Annotated in this window: 26 protein-coding genes; 9 read left to right on the top strand and 17 right to left on the bottom strand. The window is 68.8% G+C overall.

Going from position 1 to position 24,483, the window contains the following annotated elements; all coding sequences use genetic code 11:
- Positions 1–26 precede the first annotated feature (26 nt).
- The 12 genes from G6N55_RS13385 to G6N55_RS13330 form a co-directional block, all read right to left on the bottom strand.
- Entirely contained in the window at positions 27–1,268 is a 1,242-nt protein-coding gene (locus tag G6N55_RS13385; RefSeq protein WP_085223034.1) for an APC family permease, read from the bottom strand.
- Positions 1,269–1,275: 7 nt separating this feature from the next.
- A complete protein-coding gene (locus tag G6N55_RS13380; RefSeq protein ID WP_085222833.1) occupies positions 1,276–2,634 on the bottom strand; it encodes a hypothetical protein in 1,359 nt (452 codons plus the stop codon).
- 11 nt (positions 2,635–2,645) lie between these two features.
- Positions 2,646–3,740 carry an o-succinylbenzoate--CoA ligase gene (gene menE / locus G6N55_RS13375; RefSeq protein ID WP_211283669.1) on the bottom strand — a complete coding sequence of 365 codons (1,095 nt, stop codon included), beginning with the start codon at positions 3,738–3,740 and terminating at the stop codon, positions 2,646–2,648.
- Positions 3,741–3,784: 44 nt separating this feature from the next.
- Positions 3,785–4,108 (bottom strand): DUF3349 domain-containing protein, encoded by a 324-nt coding sequence (locus G6N55_RS13370; RefSeq protein ID WP_085222835.1) that lies wholly within the window; start codon positions 4,106–4,108, stop codon positions 3,785–3,787.
- 49 nt (positions 4,109–4,157) lie between these two features.
- Positions 4,158–4,457 carry a hypothetical protein gene (locus G6N55_RS13365; protein WP_085222836.1) on the bottom strand — a complete coding sequence of 100 codons (300 nt, stop codon included), beginning with the start codon at positions 4,455–4,457 and terminating at the stop codon, positions 4,158–4,160.
- Between the two features lie 6 nt (positions 4,458–4,463).
- On the bottom strand, positions 4,464–5,669 hold the full coding sequence (locus G6N55_RS13360; protein WP_085222837.1) for an inorganic phosphate transporter: 1,206 nt from the start codon (positions 5,667–5,669) through the stop codon (positions 4,464–4,466).
- Between the two features lie 97 nt (positions 5,670–5,766).
- Positions 5,767–6,174, bottom strand: a complete 408-nt coding sequence (locus G6N55_RS13355) for a VOC family protein (protein ID WP_085222838.1) — start codon at positions 6,172–6,174, stop codon at positions 5,767–5,769.
- Between the two features lie 22 nt (positions 6,175–6,196).
- A complete protein-coding gene (locus G6N55_RS13350; protein WP_085222839.1) occupies positions 6,197–6,829 on the bottom strand; it encodes a maleylpyruvate isomerase family mycothiol-dependent enzyme in 633 nt (210 codons plus the stop codon).
- Positions 6,830–6,869: 40 nt separating this feature from the next.
- Positions 6,870–7,766, bottom strand: coding sequence for an SDR family oxidoreductase (locus G6N55_RS13345; RefSeq protein WP_085222840.1), 897 nt, complete (start codon positions 7,764–7,766; stop codon positions 6,870–6,872).
- Between the two features lie 32 nt (positions 7,767–7,798).
- Positions 7,799–8,701 (bottom strand): 1,4-dihydroxy-2-naphthoyl-CoA synthase, encoded by a 903-nt coding sequence (locus G6N55_RS13340; RefSeq protein ID WP_085222841.1) that lies wholly within the window; start codon positions 8,699–8,701, stop codon positions 7,799–7,801.
- A 13-nt stretch (positions 8,702–8,714) separates the two neighbouring features.
- Positions 8,715–9,170, bottom strand: coding sequence for a nitroreductase family deazaflavin-dependent oxidoreductase (locus G6N55_RS13335; RefSeq protein WP_085222842.1), 456 nt, complete (start codon positions 9,168–9,170; stop codon positions 8,715–8,717).
- A gap of 10 nt (positions 9,171–9,180) precedes the next feature.
- Positions 9,181–10,104, bottom strand: a complete 924-nt coding sequence (locus G6N55_RS13330) for an aldo/keto reductase (RefSeq protein WP_085222843.1) — start codon at positions 10,102–10,104, stop codon at positions 9,181–9,183.
- A gap of 84 nt (positions 10,105–10,188) precedes the next feature.
- On the opposite strand from G6N55_RS13330, the gene G6N55_RS13325 reads away from it, so the two are divergent.
- On the top strand, positions 10,189–10,737 hold the full coding sequence (locus G6N55_RS13325; protein WP_276072091.1) for a TetR/AcrR family transcriptional regulator: 549 nt from the start codon (positions 10,189–10,191) through the stop codon (positions 10,735–10,737).
- Between the two features lie 72 nt (positions 10,738–10,809).
- On the opposite strand, the gene fadD8 is transcribed toward G6N55_RS13325, so the two are convergent.
- Positions 10,810–12,411, bottom strand: coding sequence for a fatty-acid--CoA ligase FadD8 (fadD8, locus tag G6N55_RS13320; protein WP_085222845.1), 1,602 nt, complete (start codon positions 12,409–12,411; stop codon positions 10,810–10,812).
- A 77-nt stretch (positions 12,412–12,488) separates the two neighbouring features.
- Here fadD8 and G6N55_RS13315 point away from each other — a divergent pair, with 77 nt between their 5' ends.
- The 6 genes from G6N55_RS13315 to G6N55_RS13290 all read left to right on the top strand — a co-directional run bounded on the left by G6N55_RS13315 (position 12,489) and on the right by G6N55_RS13290 (position 19,363).
- Entirely contained in the window at positions 12,489–14,093 is a 1,605-nt protein-coding gene (locus tag G6N55_RS13315) for an amidohydrolase (RefSeq protein ID WP_085222846.1), read from the top strand.
- 50 nt (positions 14,094–14,143) lie between these two features.
- Complete coding sequence (locus G6N55_RS13310) at positions 14,144–15,070, top strand: o-succinylbenzoate synthase (protein ID WP_372517614.1); 927 nt, start codon at positions 14,144–14,146, stop codon at positions 15,068–15,070.
- Complete coding sequence (locus G6N55_RS13305; RefSeq protein WP_085222848.1) at positions 15,067–15,855, top strand: alpha/beta fold hydrolase; 789 nt, start codon at positions 15,067–15,069, stop codon at positions 15,853–15,855. Before G6N55_RS13310 ends, G6N55_RS13305 begins: the two co-directional genes overlap by 4 nt.
- Before the next feature lie 99 nt (positions 15,856–15,954).
- Positions 15,955–17,604, top strand: coding sequence for a 2-succinyl-5-enolpyruvyl-6-hydroxy-3-cyclohexene-1-carboxylic-acid synthase (gene menD, locus G6N55_RS13300; protein WP_085222849.1), 1,650 nt, complete (start codon positions 15,955–15,957; stop codon positions 17,602–17,604).
- Positions 17,601–18,125 carry a DUF3592 domain-containing protein gene (locus tag G6N55_RS13295; protein ID WP_085222850.1) on the top strand — a complete coding sequence of 175 codons (525 nt, stop codon included), beginning with the start codon at positions 17,601–17,603 and terminating at the stop codon, positions 18,123–18,125. The genes menD and G6N55_RS13295 overlap by 4 nt, the downstream gene beginning before the upstream one ends.
- Positions 18,126–18,202: 77 nt before the next feature.
- Complete coding sequence (locus G6N55_RS13290) at positions 18,203–19,363, top strand: glycosyltransferase family 4 protein (RefSeq protein WP_085222851.1); 1,161 nt, start codon at positions 18,203–18,205, stop codon at positions 19,361–19,363.
- 10 nt (positions 19,364–19,373) lie between these two features.
- Here the strand turns inward: G6N55_RS13290 and G6N55_RS13285 are convergent, their stop codons facing one another.
- Positions 19,374–20,198 (bottom strand): SDR family oxidoreductase, encoded by an 825-nt coding sequence (locus tag G6N55_RS13285; RefSeq protein ID WP_085223035.1) that lies wholly within the window; start codon positions 20,196–20,198, stop codon positions 19,374–19,376.
- 71 nt (positions 20,199–20,269) lie between these two features.
- Between G6N55_RS13285 and G6N55_RS13280 the strand changes: the two genes are divergently transcribed.
- A complete protein-coding gene (locus tag G6N55_RS13280) occupies positions 20,270–20,962 on the top strand; it encodes a demethylmenaquinone methyltransferase (protein ID WP_085222852.1) in 693 nt (230 codons plus the stop codon).
- Here the strand turns inward: G6N55_RS13280 and G6N55_RS13275 are convergent, their stop codons facing one another.
- The 3 genes from G6N55_RS13275 to menJ form a co-directional block, all read right to left on the bottom strand.
- The gene (locus G6N55_RS13275) at positions 20,963–21,373 is read right to left on the bottom strand and encodes a DUF732 domain-containing protein (RefSeq protein ID WP_085222853.1); all 411 of its coding nucleotides are present in this window, start codon (positions 21,371–21,373) and stop codon (positions 20,963–20,965) included. It abuts the gene before it with no gap.
- A gap of 42 nt (positions 21,374–21,415) precedes the next feature.
- Positions 21,416–22,093 (bottom strand): class I SAM-dependent methyltransferase, encoded by a 678-nt coding sequence (locus G6N55_RS13270; RefSeq protein ID WP_085222854.1) that lies wholly within the window; start codon positions 22,091–22,093, stop codon positions 21,416–21,418.
- 83 nt (positions 22,094–22,176) lie between these two features.
- Complete coding sequence (menJ, locus tag G6N55_RS13265) at positions 22,177–23,406, bottom strand: menaquinone reductase (RefSeq protein WP_139826878.1); 1,230 nt, start codon at positions 23,404–23,406, stop codon at positions 22,177–22,179.
- 51 nt (positions 23,407–23,457) lie between these two features.
- On the opposite strand from menJ, the gene grcC1 reads away from it, so the two are divergent.
- Positions 23,458–24,465: a nonaprenyl/(2E,6E)-farnesyl/geranylgeranyl diphosphat synthase gene (gene grcC1 / locus G6N55_RS13260; RefSeq protein ID WP_085222855.1), complete on the top strand. Its 1,008-nt coding sequence runs from the start codon at positions 23,458–23,460 to the stop codon at positions 24,463–24,465.
- Positions 24,466–24,483: the final 18 nt, after the last annotated feature.

Raw genomic sequence — 24,483 nt, 5'->3', positions numbered from 1 at the left:
CGACTCCGGTCGCCGAAAGCCGGCTCTTAGTCCCGACGGCGCAACACCGCGGCGCGCCCCAGGATTCCGACGGCGAATACCGCCAGCCCCGCGACGGCCGATTCCCATGGCAAGGTGGCGACGAGAAGCAGGCACCCGGCCAGGCCGCAGGCATTCACCACGCGGCGCCGGCGCAACGTATACGCGGCGGCGTTGGCGATCGCGTAGTAGATCAGCACGCCGAACGACGAAAAGCCGATCACTCCACGCAGATCGACGGTGCTCACCAGGATGCAGACCACCACGCCGATCGCGATCTCGGCATGATGCGGCACCCGGTGTTCCGGATGCACGGCCGACAGCCAGCCCGGCAGATCGCGATGCCGGGCCATCGCCAGCGCGGTGCGCCCGAGGCCGGCGATCAGCGCCAGCAGTGCGCCGAGGCTGGCCAGCGCGGCCCCGACCGAGATCACCGGCACCAGCGCCGGGGCGCCGGCGTCACGCACTGCTTCGGCCAGTGGCGCAACGGCATTCGCGAGCCGCTCGGGTCCCGCGGCCAGCAGCGCGGCCACCCCGACAAGCAGATAGATCACCACCGCGATCGCCAGGGCAACGGTTATCGCCCGCGGGATGGTGTGGGCGGGGTCGCGGACCTCCTCACCCATCGTCGCGATCCGCGCATATCCGGCGAACGCAAAAAACAGCAGCCCCGCCGACTGCAGCACCCCGTAGATCGAGCCGGTGAACCAGGCGCCGCTCAGATGCGAGAGGTCTGGTTTGCTCAGCGCGATGCCGACGACCACGACGGTCAGCGCAATCAGTGTGCACGCCAACAAAATTCGGGCGAGCATCGCGGTCTTGGTGACGCCGCGGTAGTTCAGCGTGGTCAGCAGTGCCACGGCCGCGATCCCGACGATGCGCTGCACCCACACATCGGCGCCGGGGACGGCGTAGGCGGCGACGGTGAGCGCCATTGCCGCGCACGACGCCGTCTTGCCGGCTACGAATCCCCACCCGGCGATGAAACCCCAGCACGGGCCGATGCGTTCGCGGCCGTAGATGTACGTCCCGCCCGACGTCGGATACACCGCGGCCAGTTGTGCCGACGAGGTGGCGTTGCAGTAGGCGATCACCGCGGCCAGCGCCAGCCCGATCAGCAGGCCGGCGCCGGCGGCCCGCGCGGCCGGGCCGAACGCGGCGAACACCCCCGCGCCGATCATCGAACCCAGCCCGATGACGACCGCGTCGGTGGTATTGAGCCGACGCGCCAGCCCGGGCTGATCTGCCATCATCTACCTACCAGTGGGTGACCATGACGGTGTTGATCAGCAGCGCACCGGCGGCGTTGATGGCCAGCCATACGCGGTGCGACCGCACCGGCAGCAGCGCGGGCGCCGCGGTGAGCCAGATCGTGAACGGCAGCCAAATCCGTTCCACCTCGGCCTTACTCAGCATGCTCAGGTCGGCGCAGACGATCGCGGCCAGCATGGCCGGCAACAACAAATGAAACCCGGAGCGACGGCGGATGGCGGCCACGTCGAACACCCGGGTGATGCCCGCGACGCCGCCCAGGCCGATCGCACACACCACGCATGCCAGATTGGCCCACCACCAATACTGGAGTGGCCGGTAATTGGCGATCGCATACGGCTGCCAATAGCGTTGCTGCACAAGCGCGTAGCCGTCGAACCAGTAGAACCCGGCGACGGCGAAGGTCACCGCCACCACCAACGCGGTCAAGGTGGCGGGGCCCAGTGCCCGCAGCGCCGCGCGGTAGTCGGCGGCCGAAAGCAGCACCGCCGCCGCGGGAACGCCCATCAGCAGCAGGCCGTAACTCAGGAAGACGCCCCAGCCGAGCAGTAGCCCGGCGGCGGCCGCGATCAGCGCGGGAAACCGAACCTGCCGGTGCACGGCCACCGCCAACAGCGCGATGCCCCACGCCGTGACGCCCGCGAAGTAGCCGTCGGCCGAGACCGCCACCCAGATCGCCGTCGGCGCTATCACGACGAACGGGGCCGCCAGCCGCGCGGTCTGCTCGTCGGCCAACGCCCGGATGGCGATCAGCACGGCCGCCGCCGCACTGGAGCCGACCAGCAGGCACAGCAGGCCCGCCCATGCCCCGCCGGGCAGGCCCAGCCGGTCCAGCCAGACGAACGTCAACAGCGCGCCCGGCGGATGCCCGGAAACATGCGTGATCCAGGAATTGGGCTGGTAGTCGAGAATCCGGCTGGAAAACGTGCGCACCGCCGCCGGGATGTCGGTGATGCCGGGCACCTGGGTCACGTATTCGTCCCGGGTGGTCAACCGGCCCGCGAAGCCGCGTTCCCAGCCGTCGATCATCGCCAGCGCGAACGCCCATCCGCAGGCCACCGCCCAGCTGCCCAGTGTCAGCCAGCGCCACGAAAGACGTTGTGCTACAACAGGTCCCCATACCACGGCGGCAATGGCCAGCAGAATTGCCGGCCCGGTTCCCCAGCTGGCATGGATCTCCCAGGTGCCGAACAGCGGCGCGGTTTGTTCGTGCGTGGCGAAACGCTCCGGGCCGATGTCCAGGCGCGGCCTGACCCCCCAATCCAGCGACGGCAGCACGACGGCGGCCGCGACCAGGCCGGCACCGACCGCGACGGCCGTCATCTCCCGGCGGGCAATCCTCACGGTCGACCAGCCTATTGATCGACGCCGAACCGGCGCACCAGCGCCGCCCGGTCTACCTTGCCGATGCCGCGGCGCGGCAGCGCGTCGACGACGTGCAACTCGCGCGGCGCGGCCGTGACGTCCAGCGTGCGGCCCACATGTGCGCGCAGCGCATCGAGTGTCGGCGGGCCGAAGCCGTCGCGCACCACGATCGCCGCGACCACCCGCTGCCCCAACCGGTGGTCGGCGAGACCGAACACCGCGCAGTCGCCGACGGCGGGGTGGGTGCACAGCGCGGCCTCGACCGGCTGCGGCAGTACCGTCAGCCCGCCCGTACTGATCGCGTCGTCGGCGCGGCCCAGCACGGTCAGCACACCCGAGTCGATCGAGCCCAGATCGTCGGTGCGAAACCAGCCCGGTTCCGCGAACGGGTCGGGATCAACCGGGTTGCGATAGCCCTTGGCCAGTGTGGCGCCGCCGATTACGACGCGGCCGTCGTCCGCCCGCAGCCGCACACCGTCGAGTGCGACACCGTCGTACACGCAGCCCCCCGCGGTCTCGCTCATGCCGTAGGTGCGGACCACGGCGATGCCCGCGGCCGCCGCGGCCTCGAGCACCGGTCGTGGCGCCGGCCCGCCGCCGAGCAGCACGGCGTCCAATTGGGCGAGCGCGGCCGCGGCCGCGGCATCGGTGAGCGCCTTGGCCAGTTGCGCCGCGACCAGCGAGGTGTATCGCCGACCGGTCCCCAATCGCGCTACGGCAGAGGGCAATTCGGCGGTATCGAACCCGGAGGAGACGTCCAGCTCGACGGGTGCCGAACCGCCCAGGACGCTGCGCACCAGCACCTGGATGCCGGCGATGTGATGCGCCGGCAAGGCCAGCAGCCAGCGGCCCGGCCCGCCGAGACGATCATGGGTGGCCGCTGCGCTGGCGGCCAGGGCCGCGGCAGTGAGCAAGGCGCCCTTGGGTTTACCGGTGGTTCCCGACGTCGTCGCCACCAATGCGACGTCGTCGTCGATCGCTTCGCCTACCCGCAAGGCGTCCAGCTCGGCGTCGTAATCCGGTCGCGCCGCAACGAAAGCCGCGTCACGCCCAGCGAGCACCCGCTCCAGCGCGGGGAGCAGCACTGCGGCAGCGGAGCCCGGTGAGACGCGCAGCGCACGCAGAACAGCTATGCGTGTGCTCCGCCGTCGAGCTCGTCGTGCTCATCGTCATGCGGGTCGTCCAGGGGCCAGCCCTGAGCGGCGAGCCTGGCACGCACCCGCTCGACGTCGGTTTCGGACGGCAGCTCGTCGGTGAGCTTGCTGATCATCACACCGATGTCGATGTCGTCGAAATCGCCACGTTCCATCAGCGCATTGGCCACGAGCTTGACCTCGTCATTGCTCAATCGGTTGGCCAGCAGGGCCAGCAGGGCGAAGGTGTCCGTCGGCGGTATGCCTTCCGGATAGCCTGCGCGCAACCACGAAACCACCGACGTAAGGAATCGGTTCACTTGCTCACTCCGCCCGGGGGCTCGGTATTCGGTGGACGACGATTCGATATTACTTAAGTTTGGCCCCCAAAAACGGGTACCCGGTGTGGTGCGCAATGAAATCGCGCGCGATGAACAACACACCAATGACGATCACGGCCACAACCAGTGCGTAGATCAACCAGGCCAGGCCGGACAGGACCGGGTTCGGCTGCGACGTGGAGCCGTCGGCGCCAACGCCGCCCGAGCCCATGGCCTGCAGCCGGATCCCTACGGCAAACAGCCCGGGCAGGAAAGCGCCGGCCAGCATGCTGAAGATCAGGATCTTCAGGGTTGCCTCGTAGTTGAACCACTCGGTAAATGCGCTCATCGGACGCTACCCCACACTCACGTCGTCGGAACCGGCAGCGGCGCCAACCTTGGCCCCCCGGGACGGCTTGTTCTCATCGAGGCCGGCGGTCAGGTCGCCCTTCCATTCGTCGTTGACGTTGTTCTGGTCGACCTTGTTCTTCCGCGACCGGATGTAGATCGCGGAAGAGACGCCGACCAGCAGGCCGAAGCCGACGACGGCGCCGGGGTATCCGCCGATGTAGTGGACGATCCAGTAGGTGATCGCGCCGACCAGGCCGGCCAGCGGAAGGGTCACCAGCCATGCGACGGCCATGCGCCCGGCCACGCCCCAGCGGACCTCGCCGCCGGGCTTGCCCAGTCCGCTGCCCATCACCGAGCCGGTGCAGACCTGGGTCGTGGACAATGCGTAGCCGAAGTGGGCGGACAGCAGAATGACTGCGGCAGAAGACGATTCGGCGGCCATGCCTTGGGGCGACGTGATCTCGACGAGTCCCTTGCCCAGGGTGCGGATGATCCGCCAGCCGCCCAGGTAAGTGCCGGTGGCCATCGCGATGGCGCAGGCCACGATGACCCACATCGGCGGGACCGCGGCGCTCTTGCTGACCGACCCGTAGGACATCAGCGCCAGGAAGATGATGCCCATCGTCTTCTGGGCATCGTTGGTGCCGTGCGCCAACGAGACCAGCGACGCCGAGCCGATCTGGCCGCGCCGGAACCCGGCTTCGGTCCGCTCCTTCTGTAGGCCCTTGGTGATCCGGAAGACCGCCCAGGTTGCGCATGCGCCGACGAACAGCGCCACGAACACCGACACGACGGCCGGGATGATCGCCTTGGACATCACGCCCGACCAGATCACCCCGTGCGCCCCCACGGCCGCGATCGTGGCACCGACGATGCCGCCGATCAGCGCGTGAGACGAGCTGGAAGGGATGCCGAGCAGCCAGGTCAGCAGGTTCCAGACGACGCCGCCGACCAGGCCGGCAAACACCAACTCCAGCGAAACGATGCTGGAATCGATGAGGCCCTTGGCGATCGTGGCGGCGACGGTGGTCGACAGGAACGCGCCTACCAAGTTGAGCGCCGCGGAGAGCGCGACGGCCGTCTTGGGCTTGAGCGCGCCACTGGCGATCGAGGTCGCCATCGCGTTCGCTGTGTCATGGAAGCCGTTGGTGAAATCGAAAGCCAAAGCCGTGACGACGACAATGATCAAGAGGAACAGTTGTATGTCCACAGCGCCTGATTCTGGTGGTTGGGGAATTAAATTGTCGAACGCACACGGAAGCTAATCGCAGGTATATCTCGACTCGTCGCCAGATGTTACCTGTCAGTTAACCAGCCGTTCCCTGCTGTTCACCTCGGGTGTCGCGGCGTAACGGGTGGTCGCCCGGGACCTCGACGAAGATCAGGGTAATGCCGTCCGGATCGGTCACGTGCATCTCCGTTAATCCCCACGGTTCGCGTCGCGCCTCGCGGGCAATCGGCACCCCGCGGCCCACCAATTCGGCCTGGGTCGCCTCGATGTCGCGGACCTGTAGCCACAGTGCACCCGGGAAGGGCCCCCGAGATTGGTCGGCGTCGCTCCAGCCGGCGAGCTCCAGCAAAGACTGACCGGCGAAAAACACTGTGCCCGCGCCATAGTCGCGGTAGATGGCGAGTCCGATCTCGTCGCGGTAGAACGTCAGCGAGCGCACGTAGTCAGCCGGCCGCAGCAGCATCCGGCTGAACAGGATCTCCATGACGTCGTGTCTATCACGTCCGCTATCGGGCTGACGCGCATCGGCTTTGCAGCGTGGCGACACCCGGCCCGGCGAGGTCGTCGCACGCGCTGGGCCGCCCGGTCATGGCGAGCAGCAGTGACAGCAGCGGTCCCTCGACGGTGTCGCCCTGACCGTGTCGCCAGTCGCAGTCGGTGGCGGTCAAACTCAGCCCGGCAATGCGCTTCTTGGCGCCGATGAGCATGTTGGAGCCCTTGTAGAAGTCGATCACCCGGCCAACGGCGTCCAAGTCGTAGGTGTGCGAGATGCCCAGCGGGCGGCGGATATCGGCGCCGTGGATCACCACCTCGCCCAGCCACGAGGTGGTGGGGCCGGGCGGTGCCGAGGTGGAATGCTGCACGCCGCGAAACTCGGCCAGCGTGGCGGCCGGGTCGGGGCCGAGGTGCTTGGCGATCTGACCGTTGGCGAACCTGTCGAAGTTGAACCGCGCCTTCGCCATTGCGGCAAAGAAGCTGGCCGGATTCAGCGACGCCGTCGCCGACAGGTGAGCGACCAAGTCACGGACGGTCCAACCCGGGCACAGCGACGGCGCGTCCCATTGCGCCGGCGTGAGGTCGGCGAGGTCGCTCGCGAGCGCTCCGCGCTCGGCAGCGATGGTGTTCCAGACGTCCGACATGGCCCTGAGAACGCAACGCTAACACTCCGAAGCCGGGTTATCAGCTCCCGTCTTCACGGTTGGGCTGCAGGTTTTGGCGTTGCATGATCGTGTTCATCCAGCGGGGCCCGATGGTGTCGAGTGCCCGGGCAGCGATCGCCATCCGCGGGGCGATCCGCACCGGCCGGGTGCGCGCGGCGGTGACCATCCACTCGGCGGCTTCTTCGGATGTCAGCGCCGGCAACCCGTCGTAGGCCTTCGTCGGGGCGATCATCGGGGTGGCGACCAGCGGGTAGTACAGCGTCGTCGAGTGCACACCCCGTCGGCCCCACTCCGTTTCGGCGACGCGGCTCACCGCCGACAGGGCCGCCTTGGACGCGTTGTAGGGCGCGAACAACGGCGACGCCTCCGACAGCACCCCCCAGGTCGACACGTTGATGATGTGGCCGTCGCCGCGATCCAGCATGCCCGGCGCGAGCCCGCGCATCAGCCGCAGCGGCGCGTAGTAGTTGAGCACCATGGTCCGCTCGACGTCGTGCCAGCGCTCCAGCGACTCGACCAGCGGTCGGCGGATGGACCGGCCGGCGTTGTTGATCAGGATGTCGACTCCGCCAAGCCGGCTTTCGACGTCGGCGACCAATGCGTCCACGGCGTCCATGTCGGAGACGTCGCAGGCGATCGACAGCGCCGTGCCGCCCGCCGAGGTGATCCGCTCGGCCAGCGCGTCAAGGCGGTCCTGGCGGCGGGCGACGACCACCACGGTGGCGCCGTGCTCGGCCAGCCGTTCGGCGCCGGCTTCACCGATGCCCGACGACGCCCCGGTCAGCAGGATCCGCTTGCCTTCCAGGTCGATTGGCTTGATCGCGGGCCGGTTGACCAGCACTTGTGGCGACATGGGCGGCCGCATGCTGGCCAGCACGATCTGGTCGGCGAACCGGCGAAGGGGACTCTTGCTCACAGGCCGCGAGTCTAGGCGGCGGCGGTGGGCCCCTAGAAATAGCGCGGGAAGGGGCTCCAGTCCGGGTCACGCTTTTCCAGGAACGCGTCGCGGCCCTCGACCGCCTCGTCGGTCATGTACGCCAGCCGGGTGGCCTCACCCGCGAACAGCTGCTGGCCCACCAGGCCGTCGTCAAGCAGGTTGAACGCGAACTTGAGCATCCGTTGCGCCTGCGGGGATTTGGCGTTGATCTCGGCGGCCCACTCGATGGCGACCTTCTCGAGGTCGCCATGATCGACAACCTCGTTGACCGCGCCCATGTGGTGCATCTGCTCGGCGGTGTACGGGCGGCCGAGGAAGAAGATCTCCCGGGCGAACTTCTGGCCGACCTGACGGGCCAGATACGCGCTGCCGTAGCCGCCGTCGAAGCTGCCGACGTCGGCGTCGGTCTGCTTGAAGCGGGCGTGCTCGCGACTGGCCAGGGTGAGGTCGCAGACCACGTGCAGGCTGTGCCCGCCACCGGCGGCCCAGCCGTTGACCAGACAGATGACCACCTTGGGCATGAAGCGGATCAGCCGCTGCACCTCGAGGATGTGCAACCGGCCGGCGCGGGCGGCGTCGACGGTGTCGGCGGTCTCGCCGGAGGCGTATTGATAGCCCGAGCGCCCGCGGATGCGCTGGTCGCCGCCGGAGCAGAACGCCCAGCCGCCGTCCTTGGGCGACGGGCCGTTACCGGTCAGCAGCACCACGCCGACGTCGGGCGACATCCGGGCGTGGTCGAGCACCCGGTACAGCTCGTCGACGGTGTGCGGCCGAAACGCGTTGCGCACCTCGGGGCGGTCGAACGCGACCCGCACCGTGGCGTCGTCGACATGGCGGTGGTAGGTGATGTCGGTCAGATCGCCGAAGCCGTCGACGGGCCGCCACGCTTGCGGATCAAATGGGTTGTCACTCAAGGTTATTCAACTCCTAGACCGGGTCCAGGCGGAATACCGCGCAGCGGCCCGCCAGACACTCGAACTCGTCGGGACTGCCCTCGGTGACGAGTCCGGCCCGCTTCATGAATCCCACACCCGTGGGTACCTCCTGGGGGAACACCCGCAGAATCGGCCGCGCGTCCGCCGCGGACAACTCCACCATCCGCACCCGCTGGACGTGGCGGCCGCGCGCCACGGTCGCCTGCTCGGCGGCCCGCGCATTGGCCACCCAGTCGGCGCCGGGAAATCCGGCGACGACGTACTGCTTGCCGTCCACGGTCATCGGCGTCACGGGCGTCGAGCGCTCGCGTCCCGACTTGCGTCCCCGCACCGTCAGCACGACGGGGCTTTCCCCGCCGAAACTCATTCCCAGCCGCGACATCTGGATAAAGAGTTTGTTCGCCGGCTTCAGCCACCAGGGCGGCTTGATCGGTTTGCCACTGGCCATGGCAGCGACGTTACTTCAGGAAGGGTTCGACCCCGTGGGCGTGTCCCTGCCGCGTACCGACGATGTCCAGCCGTGCCAGGGCGTCGGCGCTCAGCGCGACTCCCGCGGCGCCGATGTTTTCCTCCAGGTGCGCGATCGACCGGGTGCCGGGAATCAGCAACGTATTCGGCGCATTTGCCAACACCCAGGCCAGCCCCACCTGAGCGGGTGTGGCGCCGAGTTCGCCCGCGATGTCGAGCACCACGGGATCGTCGGCCATTTTGGGGAAGTCCGGAAGCGACGACCCGAGCGGGAAGAACGGCACCCACGCGATGCCTCGGGCGATGCAGAGCTCGAGCGTCTCTTCTTGTGAACGGTCCAGCAGGCTGTAGGCGTTCTGCACGCAGACGATTCCGGCTGGCAGCGCCCGGCGCACCACGTCGACCGGCACGCTGCTGACGCCGATGGCGTCGATCTTGCCCTCGTCGCGCAGCGCGATCATCTCGGCCAGCTGGTCGTCGAGGTCGACGATCTGGTCGCCCTCGGCGGCCAGCCCGGGCCCGAGGTCCATGCGCCGCAGATTCACCACCGGAATGCGCTCGAGGCCGAGTTGGTGGAGGTCGTCCTCGACGGCGGCGCGCAGCTCCGCGGGCTTCTGTGCGGCCGCTAGGGGTATCGGTTGTTCGCCGGTCCACCGCGCACCGACCTTGCTGACGATGACGAGGTCGTCGGGGTAGGGGGCCAGCGCCGCGCGGATCCTGCGATTCACCTCGCCGGGGCCGTAGAACGACGCGGTGTCGATGTGGTTGACGCCGAGCTCGACCGCGCGGCGCAGCACCGCGGCGGCGTCGTCGGCGGAGATGGACTCGAAGAGTTGCATGGCGCCGTAGCCGACGCGGGCGACGGTCGCGGTGCCGATGCGGCCGAGACCGCCGGGCTGTGGCTTGTCCGTCATGGTGCTCCCTCGCTCGTACACTGAGAAATGCGGAGGACCCTCCGCTTGTCTTCAGAGCCTAGCAAAAACGGAGGAACCTCCGCTTTGTCCGCACCGAACCGGTCCGACGCGCGCCGGAACCGCGAAAAGCTTCTCCAGGTGGCAACCTCGGCTTTCGCCGCCGCCGAGGGGCGGCCGGTATCGCTGGAGTCCATCGCCCGTGAGGCCGGCGTCGGGATTGGCACGCTGTACCGCCATTTCCCCACCCGGGACGCCTTGGTCGAGGCGATCTACCGCGCGGAGCTGGCCGAGGTGGTCGCGGAGGCGGATCGACTGGTGCGGCGCCATCCACCGAAGATTGCGCTGCGGCACTGGATGGATCGGTACGCCGGCTTCGTCGCAGCTAAGAAGGGAATGGCCGACTCATTGCGCGCGATGGTCGAATCGGGGGCCGTGGAGATCAGCGAGATGCATGCGCGCATCGTCGCCGCGACCGACACGCTGTTGCGAGCCGGCGCCGACGAAGGCAGCCTGCGCTCCGACGTATCGGCCGAGGACGTGGTGTCCAGCCTGATCGGAATCTTTCTCGTCAGCAGCTCGCCCGAGCAGACGGGCCGCATGCTCGACCTGCTATTGGCCGGCATCGCCCGCTAGCCCCAACGCGACGCCCCGGCTGGCCGGGCGCTGGGCCACGAACGTCCGGCTGGCCGGGCGCTCGAGCACGACCTAGCCGACGGCGCGGCCGGCGCCTTCCCAGAACCGCGCCCGCACGGCCTTCTTGTCCGGCTTGCCCAGCCCGGTCAGCGGCAGCGCGTCGACGATCTCGACCCGCTTGGGCGATTGCACCGAGCCCTTGCGCTCCTTGACGGCGGCCTGGATCTCGGCGGTCATCTTCTCGATCGCCGCGTCGTCGCGCGGGGCGTCGGAGCGCAGCACGATCACGGCGGTGACGGCCTCGCCCCACTTGTCGTCCGGGGTGCCGACGACGCACACCTGCGCGACGGCCGCGTGCTCGGCGATGACGTCCTCGACCTCGCGGGGGAAGACGTTGAACCCGCCGGTGACGATCATGTCCTTGACCCGGTCGACGATGAAGTAGAAGCCGTCCTCGTCCTCGCGGGCCATGTCGCCGGTGTGCAGCCAGCCGTCCCTGAACGTTTCGGCCGTCGCCTCCGGAAGATTCCAGTAGCCGCCCGCCAGCAGCGGTCCACTGACACAGATCTCGCCCGGCTCGCCCTGCGGCACCGGCTTGCCGTCCTCGCCCAGCAGCGCCACCCGGGCGAACAGCGTCGGGCGTCCGCACGACGTCAACCGTTTCTCGTCGTGATCGGCCTTGGGCAGGTAGGTGATCGCCATCGGCGCCTCGGACTGGCCGTAGTACTGGGCGAAGATCGGGCCGAACCGCCGGATCGCCTCGGCCAGCCGCACCGGGTTCATCGCCGAGGCGCCGTAGTAGACGGTCTCCAGCGAGGACAGGTCGCGGGTCTGCGAATCCGGGTGGTCCATCAGCGCATAGAGCATCGAGGGCACCAGCATGGTGGCCGTGATCTTCTGCTCCTCGATCGTTTTCAGCACCTCGGCCGGGTCGAACTTGCTCAGCACGACCATCTCGCCGCCCTTGACCACCGTGGGCGTGAAAAAGGCCGCGCCGGCGTGCGAGAGCGGCGTGCACATCAGGAACCGGGGGGACTCCGGCCACTCCCATTCGGCCAGCTGAATCTGGGTCATGGCGGCGATGTTCCCGGTGGTCCCCAACACGCCCTTGGGCTTGCCGGTGGTGCCGCCGGTGTAGGCCATGCCGCCGATGTGGTCCGGCGGCAGCTCGGCGACGACCAACGGCTTGGGCTCGTACTTGGCCGCCTCGGCCGACAGGTCCACGGCCACCCCGTCGAGGGCCCGGGGAACCGGGCCGATCGTCAGGATCTGCTTGAGCGACCCGACCTTTTCCAGCAGCCCCAATGCGCGCTCGACGAACGCCGGGTTGGGGTCGACGATCAGCGAGGTGGCACCACAGTCGGACAGCACGTAGGCGTGGTCGTCCAGCGAGCCGAGCGGATGCAGCGCGGTGCGCCGGTAGCCCTGGGTCTGACTGGCGCCGAGGATCATCAGCACCTCGGGGCGGTTCAGCGCCAGCAGTCCCACCGTGACGCCGGTGCCGGCGCCGAGCGCCTCGAACGCCTGGGTGTACTGGCTGATCCGCTCGGCCAATTGGCCCCCGGTCAGGGTGGTGTCGCCGAGGAACAGCACCGGCCGGTTCTTGTGGCGCTTGAGCGCGCCCACCAGCAGATGGCCGTTATGGGTCGGATGGCGCAACAAGTCGTCACTCATAGCGTCAGACTAGAACGTGTTGCAATTCCAGTCAGCAACACCCTGACACACCGCAACCATCACTAGGCTCTGGGCTCATGGCGCAGGCAGATCTCGTCGTTACCGGAACCATCCTGACCGTCGACGACGAGAGGCCCACCGCCGAGGCGCTTGCCATCGCCGGTGGCCGCATCATCGCCGTCGGCAGCCGCTCCGAGGTCGCCGGATTCATCGGCGCCGACACCCACACCGTCGACGTCGGCGACGGGTGCGTGATGCCGGGATTCATCGAGGCACACGGTCATCCGCTGATGGAGGCCGTCGCGCTGTCGGACCGCATCGTCGACATCCGGCCGGTCACCATGGCCGGCCCCGACGACGTCGTCGCCGCGATCCGCACAGAGGTCGCGCGGCGCGGATCGACCGGCGCCTACCTGAACGGCTGGGACGCGCTGTTGCAATCGGGCCTGCCCGACCCAACGCTGGCCTGGCTCGACGACATCGCCCCGGACGGTCCGCTGGTCGTCATCCACAACTCCGGGCACAAGGCCTACTTCAACTCGCACGCCGCGCGGCTCAACGGACTGACCCGGGACACCCCGGATCCCAAGGGCGCCAAATACGGTCGCGACGCCAACGGCGACCTCGACGGCACCGCCGAGGAGATCGCCGCGGTGTTCCCGCTGCTCGGTGGCGCCATCTCGGCCGACAGCTACCCGGCGATGCTGCTCGCCGAGTGCGCTCGGCTCAACCGGGCCGGGCTGACCACCTGCTCGGAGATGGCGTTCGACCCGAACTTCGGGCCGTTGGTCTCCCAGTTGCACGATCGGCTCACGGTCCGGCTGCGCACCTACGAGGTCTCCAACCCGCAGATGTCCACCGCCGCGACACCCGGCCAGGGCGACGACATCATGCGTCAGGTCGGCATCAAGATCTGGGTGGACGGTTCGCCGTGGATCGGCAACATCGCGCTGTCCTTTCCGTACCTGGACACCGAGGCCACCCGCTCCATCGGCATCCCGCCCGGTTCGTGCGGCTGCGCGAACTACACCGCCGAGCAACTGCGCGAGATCGTCGGCGCGTACTTCCCGCAGGGCTGGCAGATGGCCTGCCACGTGCAGGGCGACGCCGGCGTCGACACCATCCTCGATGTCTACGAAGAGGCGCTGCGCAACAACCCGCGCCACGACCACCGGCTGCGCCTCGAGCACGTCGGCGCCATCCGGCCCGAGCAGCTACAGCGAGCCGCCGACCTCGGCGTGACCTGCAGCATCTTCGTCGACCAGATCCACTACTGGGGCGACGTGATCGTCGACGGGCTGTTCGGGGCCGAGCGCGGATCCCGTTGGATGCCGGCAGGTTCCGCGGTGGCCACCGGGATGCGCATCTCGTTGCACAACGACCCGCCGGTCACGCCGGAGGAGCCGCTGCGCAACATCAGCGTGGCCGTGACCCGCACGGCGCCCAGCGGCCGGGTGCTGGCGCCCGAAGAGTGCCTGACGGTCGAACAGGCGATCCGCGCGCAGACCATCGACGCGGCCTGGCAGCTGTTCGCCGACGACGTCGTCGGCTCGCTCGAGGTCGGCAAGTACGCGGACCTGGTGGTGCTGTCGGCCGATCCCCGGACGGTGCCGCCCGAGCAGATCGCCGATCTCGACGTGCGCGCGACGTATCTGGCGGGCCGCCAGGTCTACAGCCAGTGAGGCCCGCTTTAGACGATCTGCTCGACCGCCTGCATGTGGTGGCGCTGCCGATGCGGGTGCGGTTTCGCGGCATCACCACCCGCGAGGTCGCGCTGATCGAGGGCCCGGCGGGCTGGGGCGAGTTCGGGGCCTTCGTGGAGTACGGGCCCGCGGAGGCGTCGGCGTGGCTGGCGTCGGGCATCGAGGGCGCCTACCGGCAGCCGCCGCCGGTGCACCGCGAGCGCATCCCGATCAACGCCACCGTGCCGGCCGTGGCCGCCGCGCAGGTCGGCGAGGTGCTGGCCCGCTTTCCCGGTGCCGCGACGGCCAAGGTGAAGGTCGCCGAGCCCGGGCAGACGCTGGCCGACGACGTCGCCCGGGTCAACGCGGTGCGCGAACGGATCTCGACGGTGCGGGTGGACGCCAACGGCGGGTGGACGGTCGAGGAGGCGGCGCGGGCCGCGGCGGCGCTGACCGCCGACGGCCCGCTGGAATACCTCGAGCAGCCCTGCGCCACCGTCGACGAGCTGGCCGAGCTGCGGCGGCGCCCGGACATGTCGGACGTTCCGATCGCCGCCGACGAAAGCATCCGCAAGGCCGACGACCCGCTGGCCGTGGTCCGCGCCGGCGCCGCCGACATCGCGGTGCTCAAAGTCGCCCCGCTGGGCGGGATTTCGGCCCTGCTGGACATCACCGCGCAGATCGACATCCCGGTGGTGGTCTCCAGCGCGCTCGACTCGGCGGTGGGCATCGCCGCCGGGCTGGCCGCCGCGGCGGCATTGCCCCACCTGCGGCACGCCTGCGGGCTGGGCACCGGCGGCCTGTTCGTCGAAGACGTGGCCGACGTTCCCGCGGCCGGCGACGGCCATCTGGCCGTCGGGCCGGTCACACCCGACCCGCAGCGGCTGCGGGCGCTACAGGCGCCGCCCGAGCGGCGGCAGTGGTGGATCGACCGGATCACGGCCTGCCATCCGCTCCTTGTACCGTCGTCCGAGTGATCAACCTGGCATACGACGACCGCGGTAGCGGTGAGCCCGTGGTCTTCATCTCGGGCAGCGGCGGCCCCGGGCGCACCTGGTTGCCGCATCAGGTCCCGGCGTTCATGTCGGCCGGCTACCGCGTGATCACCTTCGACAATCGCGGCATCGGCGCCACCGAAAACGCCGAGGGTTTCACGACCCAGACCATGGTCGCCGACACCGCGGCCCTGATCGAATCCCTGGACGCCGCCCCGGCGCGCATCGTCGGGGTTTCGATGGGAGCCTTCATCGCCCAGGAGCTGATGGTGGCCCGCCCCGACCTGGTGACCGCCGCGGTGCTGATGGCCACCCGCGGCCGCCTGGACCGCGCCCGTCAGGGCTTTCACGAGGGCGAGCAAGAGCTGTATGCGTCCAACACCGAACTGCCGCCCGCCTATGAGGCGAAAGTCCGTGTGCTGGAAAACTTTTCGCGCAAGACGATCAACGACGACGTGCTCGTGGCCGACTGGATCACCATGTTTCGGGCCTGGCCGGTCAAGCGCACACCCGGGCTGCGCACCCAGCTGAGCGTGTCCCCGCAGACCAACCGGCTGGCCGCGTACCGCGGCATCAACACCCCGGTGCTGGTGATGGGTTTCGCCGACGACGTGATCACCCCACCGCATCTGGGGCGCGAGGTCGCCGACGCCTTGCCCAACGGCCGCTACGTGCAGATCCCCGACGCGGGTCACCTCGGCTTCCTGGAGCGGCCCGAGGCGGTCAACAGCGTCGCGCTGAAGTTCTTCTCCGACGTCAAGGCCTGATCTTTTGCCCAACGTCGACTTGTTGGGCGAAATAGCGGGGATTCGGCCCGACAAGTCCACGTTCGACGCGTGGTTTGGGCCCTGTGACACCCTGTAGGAGTGAACCCCTCGACGACACAGGCCCGCGTCGTCGTTGACGAGCTGATCCGCGGGGGCGTCCGCGACGTGGTGTTATGCCCCGGCTCGCGCAACGCCCCGCTGGCGTTCGCGTTGCAGGACGCCGATCGCTGCGGCCGCATCCGGTTGCACGTGCGCATCGACGAACGCACCGCCGGCTATCTGGCCATCGGCCTGGCGATCGCGGCCGGCGCGCCGGTATGCGTCGCGATGACCTCGGGCACCGCCGTCGCCAACCTCGGACCGGCCGTCGTCGAGGCGAACTACGCGCGCGTTCCGCTGATCGTGCTGTCGGCCAACCGGCCCTACGAATTGCTGGGCACCGGGGCCAACCAGACCATGGAGCAGCTGGGCTACTTCGGCACCCAGGTTCGCGCCGCGATTAGCCTCGGCCTGGCCGAAGACGCACCCGAACGGCTGGATTCGCTCAACGCGACCTGGCGATCGGCCACCTGCCGGGTGTTGGCGGCCGCTACCGGGTCTCGCACCGCCAACGCCGGGCCCGTGCAGTTCGACATCCCGCTGCGCGAGCCCCTGGTGCCGGATCCCGAACCGGGCGGCGCCGTGACGCCGCCGGGCCGGCCCGACGGCAATCCGTGGACCTACACGCCGCCGGTCACCTTCGACCAGCCGCTGGAAATCGACCTGTCGCCCGACACCGTCGTCATCGCCGGGCACGGCGCGGGGACGCAGCCCACCCTCGCGCAGCTTCCGACGGTGGCCGAGCCGACCGCGCCGCCGGCGGCCAACCCGCTGCACCCGCTGGCCCTGTCCCTGCTGCGCCCGAAGCAGGTGATCATGCTCGGCCGCCCGACCCTGCATCGCCCGGTCTCGGCACTGCTGGCCGACCCTCAGGTGCCGGTGTATGCGCTGACCACCGGGCCGCGCTGGCCGGATGTCTCGGGAAACTCGCAAGCCACCGGAACCCGGGCGGTCACCACCGGGACGCCCGACCCAGCGTGGCTGGACCGCTGTGCGCAGATGAACCGGCACGCGGTCGCGGCGGTCCGCGGCCAGCTCGCGGCGCACCCGTTGACCACCGGTCTGCATGTCGCGGCGGCCGTGGCGGATGCCTTGCGACCGGGCGATCAGCTCGTGCTCGGGGCGTCCAATCCGGTCCGCGACGCCGCGCTGGTGGGGCTCGACACCAACGGCATCCGGGTGCGGTCCAACCGCGGGGTCGCCGGCATCGACGGCACCGTGTCCACCGCGATCGGTGCGGCACTGGCGCACGAACGCGGCGGCACGGCCGACAACCCGGCCCGCACCATCGCCCTGATCGGCGACCTGACGTTCGTGCACGACAGCTCCGGGCTGCTGATCGGTCCCACCGAACCGACGCCGCGGCAGCTGACCATCGTGGTGTCCAACGACAACGGCGGCGGCATCTTCGAATTGCTGGAGCAGGGCGACCCGAGGTTCTCCGACGTATCCTCGCGGATCTTCGGCACCCCACACGATGTGGACGTCGGTGCGCTCTGCCGCGCTTACCACGTCGAAAGCCGCCAGATCGAGGTCGACGAGCTGGATGCGGCGCTGGGCGAATCCGGCGCCGGCATGCGGGTGCTGGAGGTCAAGGCGGACCGGTCCTCGTTGCGCGGACTCCATGCCGCCATCAGGGCCGCCCTGTGACGTCACCAAAGTCGTTGCTGCGCATTTTGATCCACGGCCGCAGCGATGAGCCCCCGACCACGCCGGCTCGGATTGCGTTGCGGCTGACCCGGATCGCGGTGCTGATCGTCGCCGGTCTGGTCACGCTGCAGTCGGTGTTGCTGGTGGCCGGCGCCTGGCGCAACGATCTCGCGATTCGACACAACATGGGTGTGGCGCAAGCGGAGGTGCTCAGTGCGGGGCCGCGCCGGTCCACGATCGAATTCGTCACACCCGAGCGAGTCACCTACCGACCCGAACTCGGCGTGCTATATCCGTCCGAATTAGCCACGGGTATGCGGATATACGTCGAATACAACAAAAACGACCCGAACCTGGTGCGAGTACAGCACCGCAACGCCGGGCTGGCGATAATCCCGGCGGGTTCGATCGCGGTCGTCAGTTGGCTTGTCGCACTGGTTGTGCTGATAGGCCTGGCGCTGATAGACAAGCGACTGGCGCTCCGCGAGGCCGCCAAAAGTGTGGATAGCAAAGACACATAACACGTTAAGCAGCAGATTTCGCGCCCCGTATGCCAGTCGGCAACCTGAGCGACAGGCAGTGCTGACACTATGGTGAGGTGCGCGTTGCGATCGTCGCAGAATCTTTTCTGCCACATGTCAACGGTGTCAGTAATTCCGTAATTCGAGTGCTGGAGCACCTGCGTCGAACGGGCCACGAAGCTCTGGTGATCGCCCCCGACACCCCGCCCGGTGAACCTCCCGCCGAGCGCATTCACGACGGCATCCGGGTTCACCGGGTGCCGTCGCGGATGTTCCCGAAGGTCACCACGTTGCCGCTCGGGGTGCCCCGGCCGCGACTGCTGAAGGTGCTGCGCGGATTCCAGCCCGACGTGCTGCATCTCGCATCGCCCGCGCTGCTGGGCTACGGCGGCGTGCTGGCCGCGCGCCACCTCGGGGTACCGACGGTCGCCGTCTACCAAACCGACGTTCCGGGTTTCGCGGAGTCCTACGGCATCGGGATCACGACGCGGGCGGCATGGGCATGGTTTCGCCACCTGCACCGCCTCGCCGACCGCACCCTGGCACCTTCCACAGCGACAATGGAATCGCTTGTCGCCCATCGAATCCCGCGGGTCCATCACTGGGCGCGCGGGGTCGACATCATGGGCTACGCGCCGTCGGCGCGCGACGAGGCGCTGCGGCGGCACTGGTCGCCCGACGGCAAGCCGATAGTCGGCTTCGTGGGGCGGCTGGCGCCCGAGAAGCATGTGGAGCGCCTCGCCGGGCTGGCGGCGACCGGCGACGTCCAGGTCGTCATCGTCGGGGACGGCGTCGATCAGCAAAAGCTCCAATCGGTAATGCCCACAGCACTTTTCACCGGTGCCATGTACGGTGCGGAGCTCGCCGCGGCCTACGCCAGCATGGACGTCTTCGTCCACACCGGCGAGCACGAGACGTTCTGCCAAGTCGTGCAGGAGGCGCTGGCGTCCGGGTTGCCGGTGATCGCGCCCGACGCCGGTGGACCGCGCGACCTCGTCACCCCGTGGCGTACCGGATTGCTCTTGCCCGTAAGCGAATTCGAGCAGCGGCTACCGGAGGCGGTGGGCCATCTGTTGCAAGAGCGTTCGCGCTATTCGCAAGCCGCGCGCAAGAGCGTGCTCGCCCGCACCTGGCCCGCGATTTGTGAGGAGCTGCTCGGCCACTACGCGGCCGTGCAGTCTCCTATCGCTCGGGCTCGCGCCCGTATCTCGCAGCGCAAACTCGCCCACGGGGAATGACGTTGCGTCGTTAGCCCTGTGCCAGCTCGGCGACCGGCTGCCACTGCTCCCAGGTGCGTAACCGGTTCTCGTAGTCGGTTTTTGCGATCTGCAGCGGCAAAGCGCCGAAGAACACTCGCAGCGGCGGCTGCTCGGCGTCCACCACCTTCAGCAGCGCGGCTGCCGACGCTTTCGCATTGCCCGGTTGGGCCGCGCGCCGAGCGCGTGCGGCTTGTACCGCGGCGCGCACCTCGTCATAGGCGGGCAGTGGCTCGGAGTGCCTTGCCGACGCGCCGGACCAGTCGGTGTCGAAGCTGGCCGGCTCGATCAGCGTGACGTGCACACCGAACGGCGCCACCTCCTGGGCCAGCGCCTGCGAGAAGCCCTCCAGTGCCCACTTGGACGCGTGGTAGCCGCCCAGTAGAGGAAACGCGGTGATGCCGCCGATCGACGACACCTGAATGATGTGGCCGCTGCGCTGCTCGCGCAGGTAAGGCAATGCGGCCTGGGTGACCCACAGGGCGCCAAACACATTCGTCTCGATCTGATCGCGGGCATCCTGCTCGGACAGCTCCTCGATGAACCCGAAATGGCCGTAGCCGGCGTTGTTCACCACGATGTCCAGCCGGCCGAAGTGATCATGGGCCCGCTGGACCGCGGCGAAATCCGCGTCGCGGTCGGTGACGTCCAGCTCGATGGGCAGCAGCGCGTCGCCGTATTTGGTGACCAAGTCGTCCAGCGAGGCGGTGTTGCGTGCGGTGGCGGCCACCTTGTCGCCCCGCTCCAGCGCGGCGATCGTCCACTCGTGCCCGAATCCACGTGATGTACCGGTGATAAACCAAACTTTTTCGCTCACGCCTTTCTGCAACACCTCCGACGGCGCACCATTCCCGGGCGGGCCGAATCGGGCCGGGTAGCGTCTTCGTCGTGAGTCGTGCGGCCTTGGACAAGGATCCCCGGGAGGTCGCGTCGATGTTCGACGGCGTCGCCCGTCGTTATGACCTGACCAACACCGTGCTGTCGCTGGGGCAGGACCGCTATTGGCGACGGGCCACCCGCGCGGCGCTGCGGATCGGACCCGGGCTCAAGGTGCTCGATCTGGCGGCGGGTACCGCGGTGTCCACGGTGGAGCTGGAGAAATCCGGGGCCTGGTGTGTGGCGGCGGATTTCTCGGTCGGGATGCTCGCGGCCGGTGGGGCGCGCAAGGTGCCGAAGGTTGCCGGCGATGCCACCAAGCTGCCGTTCGGCGACGGCGTATTCGATGCCGTCACAATCAGTTTCGGGTTGCGTAACGTCGCCGACCCGCAGGCGGGCCTGCGGGAGATGGCCCGGGTCACCCGGCCCGGCGGCCGCCTGGTGGTGTGTGAATTCTCCACGCCCACCAACGCGCTGTTCGCCACCGTCTACAAGGAATATCTGATGCGGACGCTGCCGCGGGTGGCGCAGGCGGTGTCGAGCAACCCCGATGCCTACGTGTATCTCGCGGAGTCGATCAGGGCCTGGCCCGATCAAGCCGCGCTGGCAGAACAGATGGCACAAGCGGGATGGTCGGGCGTGCGGTGGCGCAACCTGACCGGCGGCATCGTGGCGCTACATGCGGGGCATAAGCCCCTGCGCTGACTAGTTCGGGTGATTCCCGGCTGCCTGCACCACGCCCACCTGATCCGGGCAGTAGTGGTCGACGGCCGCACCGAGGAACTGGAACGCCTGTCCCTGGCTGGTGCCCCGCGGCAGGTTGTGCTGGATGAAGTTGGCCGACTGGTAGGCATCGTGGTCCACGCCCCTGCCCAAGCGGTCGCAGGTGATCTTGCCCAGCCACGCGAGCTGGTCCTGCGGCTGGTAGATGCCGAAGCCGTTCACGGTTTGCTTGAACGGGGCGTCGTAGTCGCTGGGCGGCGACGGCGTCCGCAGCGGCGTCGGGACCGGGGGCGGCAGCGGCGGTGTCGTCGGGTCGGCAAATGCCGGCACGGACAGCGTCGTAATGGCGGCCGCCGCCACGGCGAAGCCTGCAAGCAGCTTGGTACCCCTCATTAGCCGGACTATACACCGGGATAACGACTCGCTCACGGCCGATCAGCCAAGATGGGCGGTCAACAGCCAGCCGCCGACCGACTTCAGACCGGTGGGTTCGTCGCGAATGTCGACGATGCCGGGCATCCCGACGGACGCGTCCGGTACCTGGGCGTGCAGGCGGGCCGGCCGGATCTCGTCGACGACCCAATACTTGGACACCGCGTCGCGCAGTTCGTCGGCCGTGACGGCGTTGATCGGGCCGCCGGGAACCGCGGCCTTGTCGAAGACCAGGGCGAAGTACGAGGCGTCGGGAGCGGCCGCGCGGCTGATCGACTGCTGATAGCCCTCGCGTGCCTCGACCGGGATGGAGTGGAACAAGGTGCTGTCGACGATGGTGCCGAACCGGCCGTCGTATCCGGTGAACGTGCTGATGTCGGCGACCTCGAAGGTGGCGTTGGTCAGGCCACGATTCGCGGCCTCGCGGCGGGCCAGGTCGATGGCGGTGGGGGACAGGTCCAGGCCCACCGTGGTGTGGCCGAGCTTGGCCAGCGTCAGCGAGATGGCGGCCTCACCGCAGCCCACGTCGAGCACGTCGCCGTGGAATTTGCCCTGGTCGATCAGCGCGGCCAGTTCGGGTTGGGGGGCGCCGATGCTCCAGGGCGGACGCACTCCCTCGCCGAACGTGGTGGATTCACCGCGGTAGGCCGTTTCGAACTCGAAATCAGTTGGCTGAGTCATGCCTCAGATATATCAAGCATCCTGATATATGTCAATGAAGTTGATATTGTGCGTATGTCGAACCGCGAGGCGGAAAAGTTGGTTCAGCTAAACGGTGTTCGGCGATCGAGGAGCCGGGAGAACCGCCCACCGCTGCGCCATGCTCGCGCCACCCAGTCGGCGTCATCGTCGGTGACCAGGTTGGCCATCACCCGCACGGCGATGGTCATCAGCGTGGTCGATCGCATCGCGAGGGGGCCCGTCGTGGGCAGGAACCGCTGGAAGGTCAGCAGCAGCGCCAGCCGGCGCGCGACCGAGAATCCCCGGCCGTAGTGGTCGGACAACAGCGACGGCCACGCTTTCGACACGTCGCCGTAATCCAGCAGCTCGGCGGCCAGCCGCCCGGTCTCCATCCCGTAGTCGATGCCCTCGCCGTTGAGCGGGTTCACGCAGGCCGCGGCGTCGCCGACCAGCATCCAGTTCGGCCCGGCCACCCCGGAGACCGCGCCGCCCATCGGCAGCAGCGCCGACGAGATCGCCCGCGGCTCATCGGTAAAGCCCCACTCGTCGCGGCGCAGGTCGGTGTAGTAGGAGATCAGCGGTCGCAGCGACAGGTCGGCCGGCCGCTTCGACGTCGACAGCGCTCCGACGCCGATGTTCACCTCGCCGTTGCCCAGCGGGAAGATCCAGCCATACCCGGGCAACACGGCGCCGTCGGGGGAGCGGAGCTCGAGATGCGATGTCAGCCAAGGGTCTTCGCTGCGCGGCGTGGTCAGATACCCACGGGCCGCGACGCCGTACACGGTCTCCTGATGCCAGCGCCGGCCGAGCTTGCGGCCCAGCGTGGAGCGGGCGCCGTCGGCGACGATCAGCTGGCGGCAGCCCAGCTCGGTGCCGTCGGCCAACATCACTGAGGTCACTCGTCGCGACGAGTCATGGTGCACACCGACGGCTTTGGTGCCCAGTAGCATGCGTGCGCCGGACTCCTCGGCGACTTTGCGGATCCGGTCGTCCAGCTCGAGGCGGGCCACCGCGCTGCCGGTCGACGGGAACGACGGGCCGGGCCAATCCACTTCGACCTCGCCGCCGAACCCGCTCATCCGTAAGCCCCGATGCCGGATGCGGGTATCCAGCCAGTCGCCCAGGCCGAGGCGCTCGCACTCGGCGACCGCGCGCGGCGTCAGCCCGTCGCCGCACGGCTTGTCGCGGGGGAAGGCGGCGGAGTCGACGACGAGGACGTCGCGGCCGGCGCGGGCGGCCCAGGCGGCCGCCGCCGAACCGGCAGGTCCGGCGCCCACGACCACCACCTCGGCTCCGGAGGCCTTCGTGTCCACGCCCCCCAGTATGTTGGTCGCGTGAGTACTCCGGCGAATAGGGATGGTCGGGTGAAGACTCCCGCGACGGTGGTGGCGGGCATTGATTTCGGCGACGCCGCGTTCGCCACGACGGTGCGGGACGGCGTCGCCAAGATCGAGCAGCTCATGGACGTCGAATTGCGCAGTGCCGACGAGATCATGACGGATTCGCTGACGCATCTGTTCAAGGCCGGCGGCAAGCGGTTCCGGCCGTTGTTCACCGTGCTTTCGGCGCAGATCGGGCCGAACCCGGATTCAGCGGACGTGACGATCGCCGGCGCGGTCATCGAGCTGGTGCACCTGGCCACGCTGTACCACGACGACGTGATGGACGAGGCCGAGGTTCGCCGCGGCGCACAGACCGCGAATGTGCGCTGGAGCAACAACGTCGCGATCCTGGCCGGTGACTACCTGTTCGCGACGGCGTCGCGGCTGGTGTCGCGGCTGGGGCCGGACGCGGTGCGGCTGATCGCCGAGACGTTTGCTCAGCTGGTGACCGGGCAGATGCGCGAGACCCGCGGCTTCGTGGCAGGCGGCGATCCGATCGAGCACTACCTGAAGGTGGTGTACGAGAAGACGGCCTGCCTGATCTCTGCCGCCGGCCAGTTCGGCGCGATGTTCTCCGGGGCCGACGACGATCAGGTAGCTCGGCTGAGCCGGCTCGGCGGCATCGTGGGCACCGCGTTTCAGATCTCGGACGACATCATCGACATCGACAGCGACTCGCACGAGTCGGGCAAGCTGCCCGGCACCGATATCCGCGAAGGCGTGCACACCCTGCCGATGGTCTTTGCGCTGCGACAACCCGGCCCCGACGGCGATCGGCTGCGCGAGCTGCTAGCGGGTCCGGTCGAGGACGACGACGCGGTGGCCGAGGCGCTGAGGCTGTTGCGGGCGTCGCCCGGCATGGCCCAGGCCAAGGAGTTCCTGGCGCAGTACGCCGCCAAAGCCCACCATGAGCTGGGGCTTTTGCCCGACGTCCCCGGCCGTCGTGCGCTGGAGACGTTGGTCGACTACACGATCAGCCGGCACGGCTAGCGCGTCATGGAACCCGGA

The organism is Mycobacterium florentinum (assembly GCF_010730355.1).
In the GTDB taxonomy this organism is placed as follows: domain Bacteria; phylum Actinomycetota; class Actinomycetes; order Mycobacteriales; family Mycobacteriaceae; genus Mycobacterium; species Mycobacterium florentinum.
This window is presented reverse-complemented; position numbering and strand designations above follow the sequence as displayed.